This is a genomic window from Streptococcus mitis, from assembly GCF_003942685.1.
GTDB classification, from domain to species: domain Bacteria; phylum Bacillota; class Bacilli; order Lactobacillales; family Streptococcaceae; genus Streptococcus; species Streptococcus mitis_CD.
This window is the reverse complement of sequence record NZ_RJNR01000006.1, coordinates 42,457-60,194: the sequence shown is the minus strand read 5'-3', so window position 1 is coordinate 60,194 and position 17,738 is coordinate 42,457. Positions and strand designations below refer to the sequence as shown.

22 protein-coding genes and 1 pseudogene are annotated in these 17,738 nt (G+C 39.6%); 6 read left to right on the top strand and 17 right to left on the bottom strand.

From position 1 onward, the window contains the following. Positions 1-29: 29 nt before the first annotated feature. Genes D8855_RS05815 through D8855_RS05805 form a run of 3 tightly spaced genes read right to left on the bottom strand, consistent with a single transcriptional unit; the run spans position 30 to position 3,184 of the window. Positions 30-1,289: an ABC transporter permease gene (locus tag D8855_RS05815; RefSeq protein WP_125409963.1), complete on the bottom strand. Its 1,260-nt coding sequence runs from the start codon at positions 1,287-1,289 to the stop codon at positions 30-32. A 1-nt stretch (position 1,290) separates the two neighbouring features. After that, complete coding sequence (locus tag D8855_RS05810; RefSeq protein WP_000733789.1) at positions 1,291-1,992, bottom strand: ABC transporter ATP-binding protein; 702 nt, start codon at positions 1,990-1,992, stop codon at positions 1,291-1,293. Further along, positions 1,976-3,184 carry an efflux RND transporter periplasmic adaptor subunit gene (locus D8855_RS05805; protein WP_185755660.1) on the bottom strand — a complete coding sequence of 403 codons (1,209 nt, stop codon included), beginning with the start codon at positions 3,182-3,184 and terminating at the stop codon, positions 1,976-1,978. Before D8855_RS05805 ends, D8855_RS05810 begins: the two co-directional genes overlap by 17 nt. 291 nt (positions 3,185-3,475) lie before the next feature. On the opposite strand from D8855_RS05805, the gene gor reads away from it, so the two are divergent. After that, a complete protein-coding gene (gor, locus tag D8855_RS05800; RefSeq protein ID WP_125416513.1) occupies positions 3,476-4,822 on the top strand; it encodes a glutathione-disulfide reductase in 1,347 nt (448 codons plus the stop codon). Positions 4,823-5,018: 196 nt separating this feature from the next. Next, positions 5,019-5,555 (top strand): biotin transporter BioY, encoded by a 537-nt coding sequence (locus D8855_RS05795; protein ID WP_125416511.1) that lies wholly within the window; start codon positions 5,019-5,021, stop codon positions 5,553-5,555. A 53-nt stretch (positions 5,556-5,608) separates the two neighbouring features. On the opposite strand, the gene D8855_RS05790 is transcribed toward D8855_RS05795, so the two are convergent. Then, positions 5,609-5,824, bottom strand: a complete 216-nt coding sequence (locus tag D8855_RS05790; protein ID WP_000807422.1) for a YdbC family protein — start codon at positions 5,822-5,824, stop codon at positions 5,609-5,611. Positions 5,825-5,922: 98 nt separating this feature from the next. Between D8855_RS05790 and D8855_RS05785 the strand changes: the two genes are divergently transcribed. Then, positions 5,923-6,243, top strand: a complete 321-nt coding sequence (locus D8855_RS05785) for a hypothetical protein (RefSeq protein WP_001216102.1) — start codon at positions 5,923-5,925, stop codon at positions 6,241-6,243. 29 nt (positions 6,244-6,272) lie between these two features. On the opposite strand, the gene D8855_RS05780 is transcribed toward D8855_RS05785, so the two are convergent. From D8855_RS05780 to rpsP, 7 genes are all read right to left on the bottom strand, one after another. Then, positions 6,273-6,611, bottom strand: coding sequence for an ATP cone domain-containing protein (locus D8855_RS05780; RefSeq protein WP_001196038.1), 339 nt, complete (start codon positions 6,609-6,611; stop codon positions 6,273-6,275). An 11-nt stretch (positions 6,612-6,622) separates the two neighbouring features. Further along, positions 6,623-7,342, bottom strand: coding sequence for a tRNA (guanosine(37)-N1)-methyltransferase TrmD (trmD, locus tag D8855_RS05775; protein ID WP_000686915.1), 720 nt, complete (start codon positions 7,340-7,342; stop codon positions 6,623-6,625). After that, positions 7,332-7,850 (bottom strand): ribosome maturation factor RimM, encoded by a 519-nt coding sequence (gene rimM / locus D8855_RS05770; protein ID WP_001105890.1) that lies wholly within the window; start codon positions 7,848-7,850, stop codon positions 7,332-7,334. The genes trmD and rimM overlap by 11 nt, the downstream gene beginning before the upstream one ends. Before the next feature lie 30 nt (positions 7,851-7,880). Next, entirely contained in the window at positions 7,881-8,669 is a 789-nt protein-coding gene (locus tag D8855_RS05765; RefSeq protein ID WP_125416551.1) for an alpha/beta fold hydrolase, read from the bottom strand. Between the two features lie 107 nt (positions 8,670-8,776). Further along, positions 8,777-9,424 (bottom strand): hypothetical protein, encoded by a 648-nt coding sequence (locus D8855_RS05760; protein ID WP_238395607.1) that lies wholly within the window; start codon positions 9,422-9,424, stop codon positions 8,777-8,779. A 14-nt stretch (positions 9,425-9,438) separates the two neighbouring features. Further along, positions 9,439-9,678 carry an RNA-binding protein KphA gene (gene kphA, locus D8855_RS05755; protein WP_000379617.1) on the bottom strand — a complete coding sequence of 80 codons (240 nt, stop codon included), beginning with the start codon at positions 9,676-9,678 and terminating at the stop codon, positions 9,439-9,441. A gap of 19 nt (positions 9,679-9,697) precedes the next feature. Then, a complete protein-coding gene (gene rpsP / locus D8855_RS05750) occupies positions 9,698-9,970 on the bottom strand; it encodes a 30S ribosomal protein S16 (RefSeq protein ID WP_049520696.1) in 273 nt (90 codons plus the stop codon). Between the two features lie 450 nt (positions 9,971-10,420). Between rpsP and D8855_RS11040 the strand changes: the two are divergent. The 3 genes and pseudogenes from D8855_RS11040 to D8855_RS05740 form a co-directional block, all read left to right on the top strand. After that, a pseudogene (locus D8855_RS11040) lies at positions 10,421-10,645 on the top strand (DUF2798 domain-containing protein); the annotation flags it as partial. Then, a complete protein-coding gene (locus D8855_RS05745) occupies positions 10,622-10,945 on the top strand; it encodes a DUF2798 domain-containing protein (RefSeq protein ID WP_474104121.1) in 324 nt (107 codons plus the stop codon). The pseudogene D8855_RS11040 and the gene D8855_RS05745, both read left to right, overlap by 24 nt. A gap of 82 nt (positions 10,946-11,027) precedes the next feature. Next, positions 11,028-11,831, top strand: coding sequence for a peptidylprolyl isomerase (locus tag D8855_RS05740; protein WP_023946405.1), 804 nt, complete (start codon positions 11,028-11,030; stop codon positions 11,829-11,831). A 55-nt stretch (positions 11,832-11,886) separates the two neighbouring features. On the opposite strand, the gene D8855_RS05735 is transcribed toward D8855_RS05740, so the two are convergent. From D8855_RS05735 to holA, 6 genes are all read right to left on the bottom strand, one after another. Further along, on the bottom strand, positions 11,887-13,428 hold the full coding sequence (locus D8855_RS05735) for an ABC-F family ATP-binding cassette domain-containing protein (protein WP_125416506.1): 1,542 nt from the start codon (positions 13,426-13,428) through the stop codon (positions 11,887-11,889). Position 13,429: 1 nt separating this feature from the next. Continuing rightward, positions 13,430-13,912, bottom strand: coding sequence for a VanZ family protein (locus tag D8855_RS05730; RefSeq protein WP_125416504.1), 483 nt, complete (start codon positions 13,910-13,912; stop codon positions 13,430-13,432). Next, on the bottom strand, positions 13,912-14,997 hold the full coding sequence (rlmN, locus tag D8855_RS05725; RefSeq protein ID WP_000804760.1) for a dual-specificity RNA methyltransferase RlmN: 1,086 nt from the start codon (positions 14,995-14,997) through the stop codon (positions 13,912-13,914). Before rlmN ends, D8855_RS05730 begins: the two co-directional genes overlap by 1 nt. Positions 14,998-15,017: 20 nt before the next feature. Further along, a complete protein-coding gene (locus D8855_RS05720; protein ID WP_125416502.1) occupies positions 15,018-15,548 on the bottom strand; it encodes a YutD family protein in 531 nt (176 codons plus the stop codon). A 156-nt stretch (positions 15,549-15,704) separates the two neighbouring features. Further along, positions 15,705-16,310 (bottom strand): superoxide dismutase SodA, encoded by a 606-nt coding sequence (gene sodA, locus D8855_RS05715; RefSeq protein ID WP_000974733.1) that lies wholly within the window; start codon positions 16,308-16,310, stop codon positions 15,705-15,707. Between the two features lie 369 nt (positions 16,311-16,679). Continuing rightward, entirely contained in the window at positions 16,680-17,717 is a 1,038-nt protein-coding gene (holA, locus tag D8855_RS05705; RefSeq protein ID WP_125416500.1) for a DNA polymerase III subunit delta, read from the bottom strand. Between the last annotated feature and the right edge of the window lie 21 nt (positions 17,718-17,738).

Genomic DNA, 17,738 nt, shown 5'->3' with positions numbered 1-17,738 from the left:
AAGATAGACGAGTGTCCATCTTGTTGATTCTATTCATAACGAAGAGCTTCAATTGGATCAAGTTTCGATGCCTTGTTGGCTGGCAAAACTCCAAAAATCATACCCACGCTAGCCGAAACTGCAAGACTAAATAGGGCAACCGGGATTGACACTCCTACTTCTATACCCGCAATCAATCCTTGCAAGAGTATGCCAGCTATAGCGGTTAAGCCTGTCGCAATGGTTAAACCAATGACTCCACCAAGCAAGGTCAATATCATGGATTCAATCAAAAACTGGATTAAAATATTAGCACGTGTTGCACCCAAAGCCTTACGGAGACCAATCTCACGGGTACGCTCTGTAACAGAAACCAGCATGATGTTCATAACACCAGTCCCTCCAACAAAAAGTGAAATTCCTGCAATGGCACTAATAATCGTAGTTATAAAGCCGAACAGTTGTTGTACTTCTTGGAAGGCTGCAGTCGCATCTGCCACCTGATACTCCCCTTGCTGAAGACCAGCAATCTCGGTCAATTTTCTAGCTAATTCTGGTCCCACTGTTGGTGTCAAACTTGTATCATTGACACGGAAGACAATATCAGAAATTTCATCCATATTGAAGTTATTGGCAAGAGAAATATTAGTCGTAATTGGAAGTCCACCAATACCAAAAGTCTTGGCAGTCTTGGCCTCATCGCTGGTATAGACACCAATGACACGATAGCTAAAGCCACCGACATCTATAACCTGGTTAACAGCTTCTTGAGCAGATCCAAACAGGCTATTAGCAAGTTCTTGGTCTAGCAAAATGACACTGGCCACATCTTTATAATCCTGAGCTATGAAACTGCGGCCTGCAACAATTTCATTTTCAACCGCCTTCATGTAAGTAATATTTCCACCTGTTAAGCTAGCACGATCCACTTTTTTGTCTTTATAAGACAAGGTGGTATTGGTCGAGTTGGTTACATAGTAACTATCTACACCTTTAACTTTAGCAGCCTCCTTGACCCAAGCTTCTTGTGGTTTTGGTGGTTCCACAGGAACTTCCTCTTCTTTCCCAGAAACTGTCAATGCTGATTGTTTTTGGGTAAAAGAGCCATCTTTACTTTTAATAGGTGAGAAAAAAACATGGATATTCTTCTGTGACTTGGTCATATTTTTATTGACCTGACGAGACATAGAATCTCCCAGAGCCATAATCACAACAACTGATGAAACACCAATGATAATCCCTATCATTGTGAGAAAAGAGCGCATCTTGTGGGCCATGATAGATGAAAAGGCAAATTTCAGATTCTGCATCTTAGTTTTCCTCCTTTTCTAACTGAGCACTATCAGATGAAATAACTCCATCTCGAATGACAATCTGGCGTTTGGCATAAGCAGCTATTTCAGGCTCATGCGTTACCATGATAATAGTTTTTCCTTCTTTATTCAAGTCAACCAATAGTTGCATAATTTGATTCCCTGTTTTGGTATCCAAGGCTCCTGTCGGTTCGTCTGCTAGGATAATAGAAGGATTGTTTACCAAGGCACGGGCAATAGCCACACGTTGCTTCTGACCACCTGACAACTCCGAAGGCAAATGGTGACTACGTTCAGTCAATTCAACCTTATCTAGATATTCCTCAGCTAACTTGCGCCGTTTTGAAGCTGAAACTCCTGCGTAAATCAAGGGCAATTCTACATTTTGCAGAGCATTAAGTTTGGATAGAAGAAAGAACTGCTGAAAGACAAATCCGATTTGTTGGTTACGGACCTTGGCTAGTTGTTTTTCACCAAGTCCAGCTACTTCTTGACCTTCAAGATAATACTCTCCACTGGTTGGTGTATCCAACATGCCAATCGTATTCATCAGCGTAGACTTACCAGAACCAGATGGTCCCATGATGGCAACAAATTCACCCTCATTCACTTCTAGGTTGATATTTTTGAGAACCTGCAGTTCTTGGTCACCATTACGGTAGCTTCTGCAGATATTTTTTAGACTAATTAGTTTCTTCATCAGCCTTCACCTCTTTTCCTTCCTCTAGAGAAGACGTTGGGTTACTGATGACCTTGACTCCATTTGTCAGACCTGAAGTGATTTCTTGGTTGTCTGCATCAGCATTGCCCAAACCAACTTCCACTTTCTTGGCCTTTTTCTGCTCGTCAAGCACCCAGACATAGTTCTTATCATTTTCAGTCACAACACTTGTTAGAGGAACCAAAATGGCTTTACTCTTATTCTTGACCTCAACACTTACTGAGAATCCTTGTTTCAAATCACCGATTTCACTTGTAACATCGATGGTATATGGATATTTAGAACCAGAAGTACCACCTGCTGCGGCAGTAGCTGTACTTGCTGCTTCGCCATTACTTTTAGGATAGTCAGAAATGTAGCTAATCTTACCAGTCCAGCTCTTATCTTGGTAAACTTTAGAAGTAAAGGTTACTTCTTGTCCTACAGAGAGGTTGGCAAGGTTATATTCAGATAGTTCCCCCTTAACTTGCAAATTTTCATTGCTAACGACATGAACTACCACCTGGCTAGCTCCAGTTGGAGATTTAGAAACATTACGGTTGACTTCGACCACAGTTCCCTCTAAGGTACTGAGAACCGTCATGGCATCCAACTGACTTTGAGCCTTACTTAATTGTGCTGCTGCATCTGCACGAGCATCACGAGCATCACCTAGTTGTGCATCAATAGATGACACTGCATTTCCTGAGACTGGAGCTGGAGTTTGCCCTGCAGCTCCTTCGCCTCCTGCTGGCGTTGGCAACTGTGGAGCCGGAGCTGAAGCAGCTTCATTTCGTGCTTGATTGAGTTCATTGATATGACGATCTGCCTTAGCTACTGCTCGGCTAGCTGAATCATAGGCCGCCTGGGCTTCTGAACTACTGTACTTGACTAAAGCCTGTCCTTCGCTGACCTTATCACCCACAGAAACAAGGATTTCATCTAAATCTCCCTTACTAGCATCAAAATAAACATATTGTTCATTTTTTGCTGTTACTGTCCCTGACAATAAAACAGAGGATGCGACGCTTCCTTCCTTGGCAACAACAAGATGAGTAGGCTCATCTTTTACCGTGGTCTGAGATGGTTGTCTAAAGAGCAAAATCCCCCCAGCACCTAATACAACTACACTGGCAGCACCGATTGCTGCATACAATTGCCACTTTTTAGCTTTACGATTCTTCTTCATAATGAAACTCCTTTTTAATTTAAAGTACTTAACAATATTATATAAAAATTAGCAAATATAAACAATAACAGTTCAGAACGAAATAATGACATTTCGGGATTTGATTATTGTTCGGAATCTATTTTTTACTACCATTGTACTAGTTATATAATACACTTTATTTTTCCTTTTTGCAAGCCTTTTCTTTAATTTTTTTGAACGTAGCAGATTTTTGCAATCAAATCAAAAAAAAGATAGAATATGACTATCAAAAAATGACACTCTACTATTTAAAAGAGTATAAAGGAGTTTTCAATGAGAGAATATGATATCATTGCTATCGGTGGTGGTAGCGGAGGAATTGCTACCATGAACCGTGCTGGTGAACACGGAGCCAAAGCGGCCGTTATTGAGGAAAAGAAATTAGGTGGAACTTGCGTCAATGTCGGTTGTGTTCCTAAAAAAATCATGTGGTACGGGGCACAAATCGCTGAGACTTTCCATCAATTTGGAGAAGACTACGGCTTTAAGACTACTGATCTTAACTTTGACTTTGCAACCCTACGTCGTAATCGTGAAGCCTATATCGATCGCGCTCGTTCTTCTTATGATGGCAGTTTTAAACGCAACGGAGTAGACTTGATTGAAGGTCATGCTGAATTTGTAGATTCTCATACTGTCAGCGTAAATGGTGAACTGATTCGTGCTAAACATATCGTGATTACTACTGGTGCCCATCCAAGTATTCCAAATATTCCTGGTGCTGAACTAGGTGGCTCTTCTGATGATGTATTTGCCTGGGAAGAATTGCCAGAGTCAGTTGCTATTCTAGGCGCGGGTTATATTGCCGTTGAATTGGCTGGCGTACTCCACACCTTTGGTGTCAAGACAGATCTCTTTGTTCGTCGCGACCGTCCTTTACGTGGTTTTGATTCTTACATCGTTGAAGGTCTGGTCAAGGAAATGGAAAGAACAAACTTGCCACTTCATACTCACAAAGTCCCTGTCAAGTTAGAAAAAACTGCTGAAGGCATTACCATTCATTTCGAAGATGGTACTAGTCACACAGCTAGCCAAGTTATCTGGGCTACTGGTCGCCGTCCAAACGTTAAAGGCTTGCAACTTGAAAAAGCTGGAGTAACTCTGAACGAACGTGGCTTTATCCAAGTGGATGAATACCAAAATACTGTTGTTGAGGGAATCTACGCTTTAGGTGATGTAACAGGCGAAAAAGAACTAACTCCAGTTGCTATCAAGGCTGGACGTACTTTGTCTGAACGTCTCTTTAACGGCAAAACAACTGCTAAAATGGACTACTCAACTATTCCAACCGTTGTTTTTTCACACCCTGCTATCGGAACGGTTGGTTTGACAGAAGAACAAGCTATTAAAGAATACGGTCAAGACCAAATCAAGGTTTATAAATCAAGCTTTACGTCTATGTACTCTGCTTGCACTTCCAATCGTCAAGAAACTCGTTTCAAATTGATCACAGCTGGTTCTGAAGGAAAAGTTGTCGGACTTCATGGAATTGGCTATGGTGTTGATGAGATGATTCAAGGATTTGCTGTTGCTATCAAAATGGGAGCAACCAAGGCTGACTTTGATGCAACTGTGGCGATTCACCCAACTGCATCTGAAGAATTTGTAACTATGCGTTAATCAAAATAAAAGAAGCTGATACAAATATGTCTGCTTCTTTTTTAATGTCTTACAAATCTACAAAAAAATTATCCAACTTAACCAATAAGCAAAATCGGCCGTTACAGTCTTTGTTACCTTGTTTTAAAAAATTGGTTGACAATAATTACTCTACGAGTATAATAGTTACTATACATCAGAAAAGAGGTTAACTATTTTGAAAAAAGCTCACGTTTATGCTATCCCTGCTATTGGAGCTGCTCTCATTGCTGTTTTGGCACAAATCAGTCTTCCAATTGGACCTGTTCCCTTCACTCTGCAAAACTTTGCAATCGGCTTGATTGCTACTGTCTTCAGACCGAGAGAGGCTGTACTTTCTGTTGGACTCTATCTTCTTCTAGGTGCTATCGGTCTTCCTGTCTTTGCAGGAGGTGGAGCTGGTTTTCAGGCTTTAGTTGGCCCTACTGCAGGCTATCTTTGGTTTTATCTTGTATACTCTGGACTTACTTCTTCCCTAACTAACAGCAAGAGTAGTGTTATCAAGATTTTTCTTGCAAACCTCTTGGGTGATACCCTTGTCTTTGTCGGCGGGATTCTCAGCTTGCATTTCCTAGCTGGAATGGCATTTGAAAAAGCTCTTGTTGTGGGGGTATTTCCTTTTATCATTCCAGACCTTGGTAAACTTCTAGCTATTAGTTTTATTAGCCGTCCATTACTTCAACGCCTTAAAAATCAGGCTTACTTTGCTAACTAAAAAAGGATATCGAGTTGTCATGACTCAGTATCCTTTTCTTTCATTTTGAAAACTTAGTTGCCTTTAAAGGCATCCACCATTGTTTGAAATTCTTCATTGGAGAGAGTAATCCCTTTGCCCATTTTAGTATGATCTGGACTCCAAGCACGAATATCAAACTTTGCAGGAGCACCATTAAAGCTCACACGGTTGATTTCCTTGGTCCAACCTTTTTCGTTTTCAGAAAGAGTCAACAAATGCTCTTCAATTTCAAATGTAAATTCTGCCATTTTCTTCTCCTTTTTTAGCTTTCATTAGTTTATTCGTAAAATCTTGTAGATTTTAGGAAAATTTTATATAATATTGATATAAAAGAAGGGAGGCCACTATGAGACATAAATTCCAGCAAGTTTTAGATAAAATACATGACTTTTTAAATGGACATGAAGAACCAGACCAGACTGAAAGCAACTCCCTTACAGCCACTATTGAAGAGGCTATCCAGAAACAAACCGCTGTTCACCTTATCTTGTCTGAGACAAGCTTTACAGGTGACATCATCAAATACGATCAGCAACGCCAGCAAATTATCGTGAAAAATTTTGCCAAAAATGTGACCCGTATTATCCGCATAAGCGATATTCAACGCCTACGATTTGTCCCTTCAACCGTCCAAACAGCCCAAAAAAATAGATTTAAGAAAGAGTGAGATGTAGTTGCTTCATCCCACTCTTTTTCTTAGCGAATTTGTTCAAAATGTAAATGAACCGCGATATGATCTCCATAACCACTTCTTTCCAAGTCACGTTGTAGACGATAGGAAATGTAGTGTTCTGCAATGGTAATGTAACCTGCACCCAATAAACGATGCTCAACCAAAGACTGAATCATGCTGATGGTAGCACGTTCCACCTTGGCTTCTTCCAAATCCAAAACCACTTTCTTAGTGACTTGTGCAAGGTTTTGACGCAAATCATCTGTCAATACATAGACAGTCTGAGCTGCTTTTAAGATAGCTTGGTAAATCTTATCTGGATTAAATTCAGCAATTTCTCCATCACGTTTGATTACTTGCATAGGTTTCTCCTTTATTCTTTGTTTTCTTTGATTTCTGCCAGCATTTTTTCTTCTTCTGCTGTCAGTTGATAATGTTCAAGCAAATCCGGTCTGCGCTCGTAGGTTTTCTTTAAACTCTCGTACAATCGCCACTGACGAATCTTTTCATGGTGCCCACTCATCAGTACATCTGGGACAACCATGCCTCGATAATCATAGGGACGCGTGTACTGAGGATATTCGAGAAGACCTGAAGAAAAACTATCATCTTGATGGCTAGATTCCTTGCCAATCACTTCTGGAATCAGGCGGACCGTAGCATCAATCATGGTCATGGCCGCCAATTCTCCACCAGTTAAGACATAATCCCCCAAGGAAATCTCATCTGTCACCAAGGTCTTAATGCGCTCATCATAACCCTCGTAGTGCCCGCAGATAAAGATTAGCTCTTCCTCTTGAGCCAAATCCTCAGCATAAGCCTGATCAAACTGCTTTCCAGCAGGATCGAGGAGAATGACGCGCGGATTTTTCTTTTCAATAGCATCAAAGGCATCGAAAATGGGTTGGGCTCGGAGCAACATTCCCTGACCACCTCCGTAGGGCTCATCATCTACATGGCGGGCCTTTTCAGCATTTTCTCGAAAATTATGATACTGGATATCCAAGAGCCCTTTTTCTCTAGCCTTTCCAACGATTGAGTGCTCAAGCGGAGAAAACATCTCTGGAAAAAGGGTTAAAATATCAATCTTCATCGTCTAACCCTTCTAAAATTTCCACATCGACCCGTTTATTTGGAATATCAACATTGAGAACCACTGGTGGGATATAAGGCAATAATAAATCACGCTTGCCTTTTCGCTTGACCACCCAGACATCGTTGGCACCTGGTTGCAGGATTTCCTTGATGGTTCCAATCAAGTTATCACCCTCATAGACTTCCAAACCGATAATCTCGTGATAATAAAATTCACCATCGTCTAGGTCATTTAAATCTTCCTCAGCAACCTTGAGACTGTATCCCTTGTACTTTTCAATAGCATTGATATGGTACATATCTTTGAATTTAATAATGTCAAAATTCTTCTGTTTACGGTGACTAGCGATAGTCACTGTTTGAACAAACTGATCTTTTTCATCAAATAAAGCTAGCTCAGCCCCTTTTTTAAACCGTTCTTCTGCAAAATCCGTCACAGACAAGACTCGCATCTCACCCTGCAACCCCTGCGTATTGACGATTTTCCCAACATTAAAGTAGTTCATCTTGTCTCCTGTACTCTATTTCTTTCCATCTTATTCTGACAATTCTCGAATAATAGTCACAATTTTTTCTGATTCTGACCATTGTAAATAATGGTGATTCCCTCCTAAAATGAGTTTAGTATTGGAGGTCCAATATTCTGATTCTCTGTACTCTTTTTCTCTATAAGCCTGACAAAAAATAAACTCAGGGATATGAGCTTCTACAAATACATTCTCAAAATCTTCCTCAGTAATCTCTCCAGATATCTGAAATCCTTGATCTTGATTTTCCAACTCTGAACCTTTTTCTTGCATTATTTCCCAGATTTCTTTATTAATTTCAGGGCTAAATGTTGCTTGAGTTAAGTTCTTAAAATAAAGTTCAGGACCACACTCGTCAATCAGCCTCATCTGCTCTTCCATTTCTGGATAAGGATTTTCTGAAAAATCAGCAAACATGACTTTTTTAGTTGTCGGTTCAATTGCTAGTAAAGCCTGACACTTAATTGGTTTGTTGAGCAATTTGCAAGCTAAAATTCCACTCAAACTATGTACACAAAGTATATATTCAGAAATCGCCAATTCTTCAAATAGTTCATAAACTGCATCTGCAAGATTATCCAGATTTTTTCCAGCTTGGTCATGAATCGGACTCCTACCTGTGTTCGGAAAATCAATAGTCAAATAACCAATTGTAGGAGGAAGTTTTTCAAGTATAAGTGAAAAATTTTCATAACTTGGTAGCAAACCTGCACCACTTAAACAAACTAGCATTTTCTTTTGCTTTTGATAAGTAACAGAGAGACTACCAATTTCTGTAGATACTTCAATCCTCTTCATAAAGAAATCCACTCGTTCTATATAATGAATTATTAAAAACCCTTATCCTTTATTTTAACACGTTCCAAGGATTTTCTCAAGTTGGAGGAAGATACATAGAGATGTCGCTATAGTCCAAAAAGTGCTAATAGTTTCCTCTTTAATGTTAATTTATATTTGAAAGATGAGATATTCACATTCCCATTATACATATTACTATAAAATGTATACTCGCCAATTTCACCCTGACTTGTTTTCCATTTCATTCTTAAACTAGGCATATTCTCTGGTAAATTTGTATGAATCAATAAGCATGTATAATTCTTTAAATTTTTAACTGTATGCAGTTTATCATTATCAACTAAACGATTACTTTTTGAATCATAGATTAAAGAATAAAATTCTATAATTTCAATATCAACTTCCTTTGGATAAAAAATCAAATGGTTATAATGTTTATCATTTTCATCATGTTTAAACTCATATATATGATGAAATCTCGTATGTAAGGAATCAAATTCGATTGGTTTAATTACCTGAATTTCGATATTATTGATATAGGCCTTATTCTGAAAACTAATTTTTAAAATTACACCTATAAAAGTCGAAATCTGTAAAATTCGCAATAACCAATCAATGTACATTGCCCAATCTATGTTTAAAATACAATCAATGTTCATTCTTTTCCAGTCCCCCTTTAAAAAGCCTTCCAAATCACGTTCATGTTGGTACTTAATGGCTGCAATTTTACACTTCTCGCAAAAAAAGCGAGACATCCGTCCCGCTCTTCTTATTTTTCGTCAATAACGATTCTTACTTTTTTGTCTTCAGTTGGGACAGAGTAGACAATCGTTCTTATCGCAGAAATAGTGCGACCCTTACGACCGATTACACGACCCACATCACTTTGATCAAGATCCAAATGATATTCCAAAAATTCTGGTGTATCTTCAATCTTGATAGTTAAGGCATCTGGTTGTGAAATCAAGGGTTTCACAATCGCAATAATGAGATTTTCAATCGTATCCATCTGTCAACCTACTTTAAACTTATTTTGAGAATTTAGAATCGTGGAATTTCTTCAATACACCTTCTTTTGAAAGGATGTTACGAACTGTATCTGAAGGTTGAGCTCCATCAGCCAACCATGCAAGAATGCGGTCTTCTTTCAAAGTTACTTGGTTTTCAGCAACAAGTGGGTTGTAAGTTCCAACTGTTTCGATGAAACGTCCGTCACGTGGTGAACGTGAATCTGCTACGTTGATACGGTAGAAAGGTTTTTTCTTAGAACCCATACGAGTCAAACGGATTTTAACTGCCATTTTTAAATTCTCTTTTCTTATTTTTTTTATTTCGGTGAAATAGCTGAGCTATTTAGCACATGTTCTATTATATCAGATTTCTGGCAGGTGTCAAGAAAAAAACTTGACAGACTATAAAATTTTTAAACCATTTATAAATTTGTTAGAAGTAGGAAATAAATGTTTGAAAGAGGCTATCAGTGAATACTATTTTAGAAACATTTTATAAAGACCACCAAGTCACGACCTTCATGACCATTTTTCAGAAGAAGAATTAGCTGGTCACTTTTCGATTCGTGGTTATATACTAACTCCAAAAGGAGAACCGGCACCCAAAGACCATCAAGCAATTATTGACCGCCATCCTAAAAAGAATCTTTAATCAACCAAGACAGGTTGATTTTTTTGAAAACAGTTTCTTAAAAAAATTAATTATTTCACTTACGAGGAAAATTTTTTTATGATAGACTGATGTCTAATCAAAAAGAAATGGAGACTATAATGCCTAGAAATTTTAAAGAAGCTCTTTTATTTACAACACTAATGTGTTCCATGATGGTACTCGGTATGTCTATTTGGAATCTTTTTATTGTTGGTCAACTTTCACTACATCATTTAGCTCTTGGCTACATTCCTGGTTTTGTCACAGCTTTTTTATTGGATGTCATCCTAGTGGGACCAATTGTTAAGTCAATTGCCTTTCGTATCCTCAAGGACCATCATAAACGATGGCAGAAAATCATTACAATTTCTGGAGGAATGGCAGTTCTCATGGTCACTTTCATGTCTTTCTATGGACTTTTCTACAATGGCATTGCTATCACACCCCAGACCTATCTTAGTGCCTGGACCGTAAACTTTATTGCAGCTCTTCCTCTAAACTTCCTAATTGTCGGACCAATTGCCCGTTTTATACTAAGTTCTTTTCAGAAACCATTTACTGGGGAAGAAGAAGTTGAAGATTTTCAAGATGATGAAATCCCAACTATTATCTAAGCCATTTCTGTAAACTACTAACATTTGAAATCCACTTCCTTTTAGGGTACAATAGTAGAAATGAATTTTTGAGAGGAACAGTATGAAAAAACTAGCAACCCTTCTTTTACTCTCCACTGTAGCCCTAGCTGGATGCAGCAGCATCCAACGTAGTCTGCGTGGTGATGACTATGTAGATTCTAGCTTGGCCGCTGAGGAAAGCTCCAAAGCAGCAGCCCAATCTGCCAAGGAGTTAAACGATGCTTTAACAAACGAAAACGCCAATTTCCCACAACTATCTAAAGAAGTTGCTGAAGACGAGGCTGAAGTGATTCTCCACACAAGCCAAGGTGATATTCGCATTAAGCTCTTCCCTAAACTCGCTCCTTTAGCAGTTGAAAACTTCCTTACTCATGCCAAAGAAGGCTACTATAACGGTATTACCTTCCACCGTGTCATCGATGGCTTTATGGTCCAAACTGGAGATCCAAAAGGAGACGGTACAGGTGGTCAGTCCATCTGGCATGACAAGGATAAGACTAAAGACAAGGGAACTGGTTTCAAAAACGAGATTACTCCTTATCTCTATAACATCCGTGGTGCTCTTTCTATGGCTAATACTGGTCAACCAAACACCAATGGTAGCCAATTCTTCATCAACCAAAACTCTACAGATACCTCTGCTAAACTCCCTACAAGCAAGTATCCAAAGAAAATCATCGAAGCCTATAAAGAAGGGGGAAACCCTAGTCTAGATGGCAAACACCCAGTCTTTGGTCAAGTGATTGACGGTATGGATGTTGTAGATAAAATTGCCAAAGCCGAAAAAGATGAAAAAGACAAGCCAACGACTGCTATTACTATCGATAGCATCGAAGTGGTGAAAGACTACAATTTTAAATCATAAAAACCAAAAAAATACAGTATCCACATTCGGTACTGTATTTCTTTTACTCTCATTCTTAAGTTAAATTATTAAAATCCCAGATTTGGTCCATCCAGCCTTCATAGAAGTCTGGTTCGTGGCAGACCATAAGGATAGACCCCTTGTATTCTTTGAGAGCACGTTTGAGTTCATCCTTTGCATCCACATCCAAGTGGTTGGTCGGCTCGTCCAACACTAAAACGTTGTTTTCACGATTCATCAAGAGACAGAAACGAACCTTGGCTTGTTCCCCACCTGACAAGACCTGAATTTGACTTTCGATATGCTTGGTTGTCAAACCACAACGGGCAAGGGCTGCACGAACTTCTGCTTGGTTGAGAGCTGGAAAGGCATTCCAAACAGCCTCTAGTGGTGTTTGACGATTGCCACCTTCTACTTCTTGCTCAAAATAACCAAGTTCTAGGTAGTCACCACGTTCAACTTCCCCAGCAATTGGCGGAATAATGCCCAAGAGAGACTTCAAGAGAGTTGTTTTCCCGATACCATTTGCCCCGATAATAGCAACCTTTTGATTACGTTCAAAGGTAAGATTTAAAGGCTTGGTCAGAGGACGATCATAACCAATTTGCAAATCCTTGGCTTGGAAAATAAAGCGCCCTGGTGTACGAGCCGTTTTGAAATCAAAGGATGGTTTTGGTTTCTCACTTTGCAGTTCGATAATATCCATCTTATCCAATTTCTTCTGACGAGACATAGCCATATTACGAGTTGCAACACGCGCTTTGTTTCGTGCGACGAAGTCCTTGAGGTCGGCAATTTCTTTCTGCTGACGTTCGTAGGCTGCCTCTAGCTGAGATTTCTTCATAGCATAGACTTCTTGGAACTGGTAGTAGTCACCAGAATAACGCGTCAGCTGTTGATTTTCTACATGGTAGACAATATTAATCACATCGTTCAGGAATGGAATATCGTGCGAAATAAGGACAAAGGCATTCTCATAGTTTTGGAGATAGCGCTTGAGCCAGTCAATATGCTCAGCATCCAAGTAGTTGGTCGGCTCGTCCAACAGCAAGATATCAGGCTTTTCAAGGAGAAGTTTTGCCAAAAGCACCTTGGTTCTTTGCCCACCTGACAAAGAGGTTACATCCGTATCCATGCCAAAGTCCATGACACCAAGGGCACGCGCTACTTCGTCAATCTTTGCATCCAAGGTATAGAAATCACGACTCTCCAAACGATCTTGGAGTTCGCCCACTTCTTCCATGAGAGCATCAACATCCGCTCCGTCTTCAGCCATTTCCATATAAAGGTCATTGATACGGGCTTCAGCTTTGAATAGCTCATCAAAGGCTGTACGGAGAACATCACGAACAGATTGGCCTTCAGCAAGAACAGAGTGCTGGTCCAAATAACCAGCAGTCACATATTTTGACCACTCAACCTTTCCTTCGTCTGGCAACATCTTACCAGTCACGATGCTCATAAAGGTCGATTTTCCTTCACCATTGGCACCGACCAGACCGATATGTTCTCCCTTGAGGAGACGGAAGGACACATCTTCAAAAATTGCACGGTCACCAAAACCGTGACTCAGGTTTTTAACTTCTAAAATACTCATTTTAATTCCTTATCTTGTTTTTATGTAGTTGTTTATAGAGAAGCCAAGCCAAATAGCCACCCAAGGCATTGGTCCACAAATCATCAATCTCAAAGACGCGATTGAAATCAAAGAAAAAGTCCAAGACTAACTGCGTACACTCGATTCCAAGACTCACTAGAAAACTGAAAATAATAACTCTTTTTGTTTTCCTTAAGTTTGGAAAGAGATAAAGGAGTTGGAACACCAAAGGAAAAAGCAAGAAGACATTGAGGATATTTTGTAAAAAAATCCAATATAATTGTCCCATATCACTCACTTCGCCCAGTTTCCAGAAAGAATTGAAAGGAGTCAAAAGAAAAACCAGGCGTCCAAGATGCTGAATACCTGGAGTTTCCACTCCCACGGGAGAATGTTCTTGAGGAGTAAAGCAAAAATAGACAATGCAAATGCTATAGAAAATGACTCCCCAGACCAAAATATGATTATAAGTCTTCTTCATCATTAAGGATTGACTGCTGCGACTGCTTTCTGGCGGTCACGTTTCATTGTATTAGAACGCAATTGTCCACAAGCTGCATCAATATCAGTACCATGCTCTTGACGAACAACACAGTTAACCCCTTTTTTCTTAAGTGTATCATAGAAGGCCAGGACGCGCTCTTTAGGACTACGGCTATATTGATCATGCTCACTAACTGGGTTATAAGGAATCAGGTTCACATAAGACAATTTCTTGATATTCTTGAGCAATTCAGCCAATTCCAAGGCTTGTTCTACACCATCATTGACTTCATTGAGCATGATATATTCAAAAGTCACACGACGATTAGTTGTCTCAATGTAGTACTCAATAGCAGCAAAGAGTTTTTCAATCGGAAAGGCACGATTAATCTTCATGATGCTTGAACGCAGTTCATTATTAGGTGCGTGAAGGGAAACGGCAAGATTGACCTGAACTCCTTCATTAGCAAAATCACGAATTTTATGGGCCAAACCTGAGGTGGAAACCGTAATGTGACGAGCACCGATGGCCATTCCTTTATCATCATTGATAGTACGAACGAAATTCAAGACATTGTTGTAGTTATCAAAGGGCTCACCGATTCCCATGACAACGATATGACTGACGCGTTCATCCTGACCACGCTCATCAAAGTATTTCTGAACCAGCATGATCTGGGCTACGATTTCCCCATTATTGAGGTCGCGTTGCTTCTTGATCAAGCCAGAGGCACAGAAGGTACAACCGATATTACAGCCGACCTGAGTGGTCACACAGACTGACAAACCATAGTGTTGACGCATAAGTACAGTCTCAATCAACATACCATCAGGCAATTCAAAGAGATATTTTACAGTACCATCAGCAGACTCTTGAACGATACGCTGTTTCAAGGGATTGACCACAAACTGGTCATTAAGCTTAGCAATCAAATCTTTTGACAGGTTGGTCATCTCTTCAAATGACTGGACACGTTTACGGTAGAGCCATTCCCAGATTTGATCTGCACGGAATTTCTTTTCTCCTTGCTCTAAAACCCATTCCTGCATGGTTTGACGTGTTAAACTATAAATTGACGGTTTCATTTCTTCTCCTTATTCTCTACTCACTTCTGACGAATGACAAAATGACGTTGCCCCTTGTCCTCTTTCTGAGAATACTGGTCTTTCTGACGACGTCTATTTTTCTTATCTGCATTCGGTTTTCGTTTTGTTTGAGCCGGTTTCTTTCCTTTTTTAGAAGGTGTTTCTTCTTCCTTCTTGCGCATTTTCTTGTCAAACGATGCTCGCTTAGGGGCTTCATTTTCTAAGACAAAATAGGCACAACCATAACTACAATACTCTAAAAGGTAGTCTTGTAAACGACTGATTTTTTCAAGTTTTTCTTCTGTTCGATCATCCTTGTAAAAACCTCGTAGGCGAAGCTGTTCGTTGCTCCAGTCTCCCACGATATAATCAAACTTGGTTAAGACTTCTGAAAAACGCTGATTAAAAGCCGTCACATCAAAGGCATCCTTGATATTTTCCACCAAGGAAAAAGCTATCCCTTCCGTTTCAACCTTGTCCCCGTGTAAATGAAACTCAGGACCAGGAAACTTGTTATAGTTGTATAATTCAGGTGCAATTTCTTTTCGCATAGATATCCTTTTTCCACGATTACTTAATACTTTATTCTACCATAATTTCTAGCAGTTAGCACGTTTCTCATAAAAATGAAAAAAGTCTGACGATTTTGTCAGACCAAAATAATACAACCTTAAAAAGAGAAGAACAATTCTTCCCTCCAACTATCATTATTTAGCAGCTGCGTACAATTCATCTACTTTGTTCCAGTTGATCACTGAGAAGAAAGCTTTGATGTAGTCAGGACGCACGTTGCGGTATTTTACGTAGTAAGCATGTTCCCAAACGTCCAAGCCCAAGATTGGTTTTTTGCCTTCTGAGATTGGTGTGTCTTGGTTTGCTGTTGAAGTCACTTCAAGTTTACCTTCTTTGTTGACAACCAACCATGCCCAGCCAGAACCAAAACGAGTTGTTGCTGCTGCAGTGAAGGCTGCTTGGAATTCTTCAAATGAACCAAATGTTGCATCGATTGCTGCTGCAAGTTCTGCTGATGGAGCTGTTTTCTCAGGAGTCATCAATTCCCAGAAAAGAGCGTGGTTCAAGTGTCCACCACCATTGTTGATAAGTGCTTGACGGATATCAGCTGGGATAGATTCTACATCAGCAAGCAAGGCTTCAAGGTCTTCACCGATTTCAGGGTGTTTTTCAAGAGCTGCATTAGCATTGTTGACATAAGTTTGATGGTGTTTGTCATGGTGCAAGTGCATTGTTTCCGCATCGATGTATGGTTCCAAAGCGTCGTATGCATATGGAAGATCTGGTAAGATAATAGCCATCTGTAATACCTCTTTTTCTTTCTATATGAAAATGATAACGCAAACATTCACTTTTTTCAAGTTTTTTGCTTATAGATAAGGAAATCACTGAAATATATTCTAATAATACTCTTCGAAAATCTCTTCAAACCGCGTCAACGTCGCCTTGCCGTAGATATGTTACTGACTTCGTCAGTCTTATCTACAACCTCAAAACAGTGTTTTGAGCTGACTTCGTCAGTCTTATCTACAACCTCAAAGCAGTGCTTTGAGCAACCTGCGGCTAGTTTCCTAGTTTGCTCTTTGATTTTCATTGAGTATAAAACAAGCAAATCAGCAAGAAACCCACGACAAGATAATCCTGACGCGGGTTGTAGTTTCAAAAAAATATCAATTTACCTGACTAGCAATCTGTAGGAGTGCCTTTTCAAAAAGGAAACCTTTTTCATAAAGACCTGTTTTAATCTGATAGTCTGTCTCAATCAAATAGGAAATAGCTTGCTTCAAAAAGCTCAAGGAAAGTCCTCGCGAATCCCTCAACGCAAACTTGATTTGATAGGGATTTGGATTGCGTCCGAGAAAACTTCCTAGACTACTTGCAATCTGAGATTCTGCTTGCCCAGACTCCGCCAAAATCTTCACCTGAGTAAAAGTCCGAAATTGTCCTAGCATGACGGCAATCAACTTAATTTCATCTTCACCTTGCAAGGTCAAGTCTCTAACCAAATCGCGCGCCTGATCCATCTTTTTAGTCAGAATAAACTGAGTTAAATCAAAAATATTGTCCTGCAAGGTCTTGGGAATTGCGTTAACAATATCCTCTTCCTCGATAACAGAGTCTTCTTTATAGGACTGTAAAAAGAGGAGATTTTTCTGGATTTCGCTAAATTGAAAACCAGACTTGATGAGGAGATTTTCAAAAGAATGATTGGCAAACTGCAGACCTTCTTTCTGGCTCCACTTTTGAAAATACTGGCGCAGTTCTTGTTCTTTAGCTTCTACTGCATCGAAGACCTTGGCGTCACGCTTAAGTAATTTAACCAACCGTCTTTTGCTATCCAGCTTTCCTTCTGCAAAGATTATCAACTTGGTTGTTGGTGAAGGATTGTCAAAGTATTCCTCAAATGACTTGAGCTCATCATCTGTCAAAAAGCGCTTTTTAGCAGTTGTGATATCGACAAAATGATCTAATATCACGATTTTCTCATCCGCAAAGAAAGGAAGACTGACCAACTCCAGTTCCACATCCTTGTAAACTACTTCTTTCATATCAAAGTAGGCAAAGTTGAGGTCGGCAGAATCATAACCAATCTGTTTCAATACTTGACTCTTCATAACTTCAAACTGACCCTGATCTGTCCCTGTAAATAGGCTCAGACTAGGTAAATTTGATAAAGTCAACTTCTGACTTTCTTCAATGGCTAGCATCTTCTCTCCTTTCTTCTGATT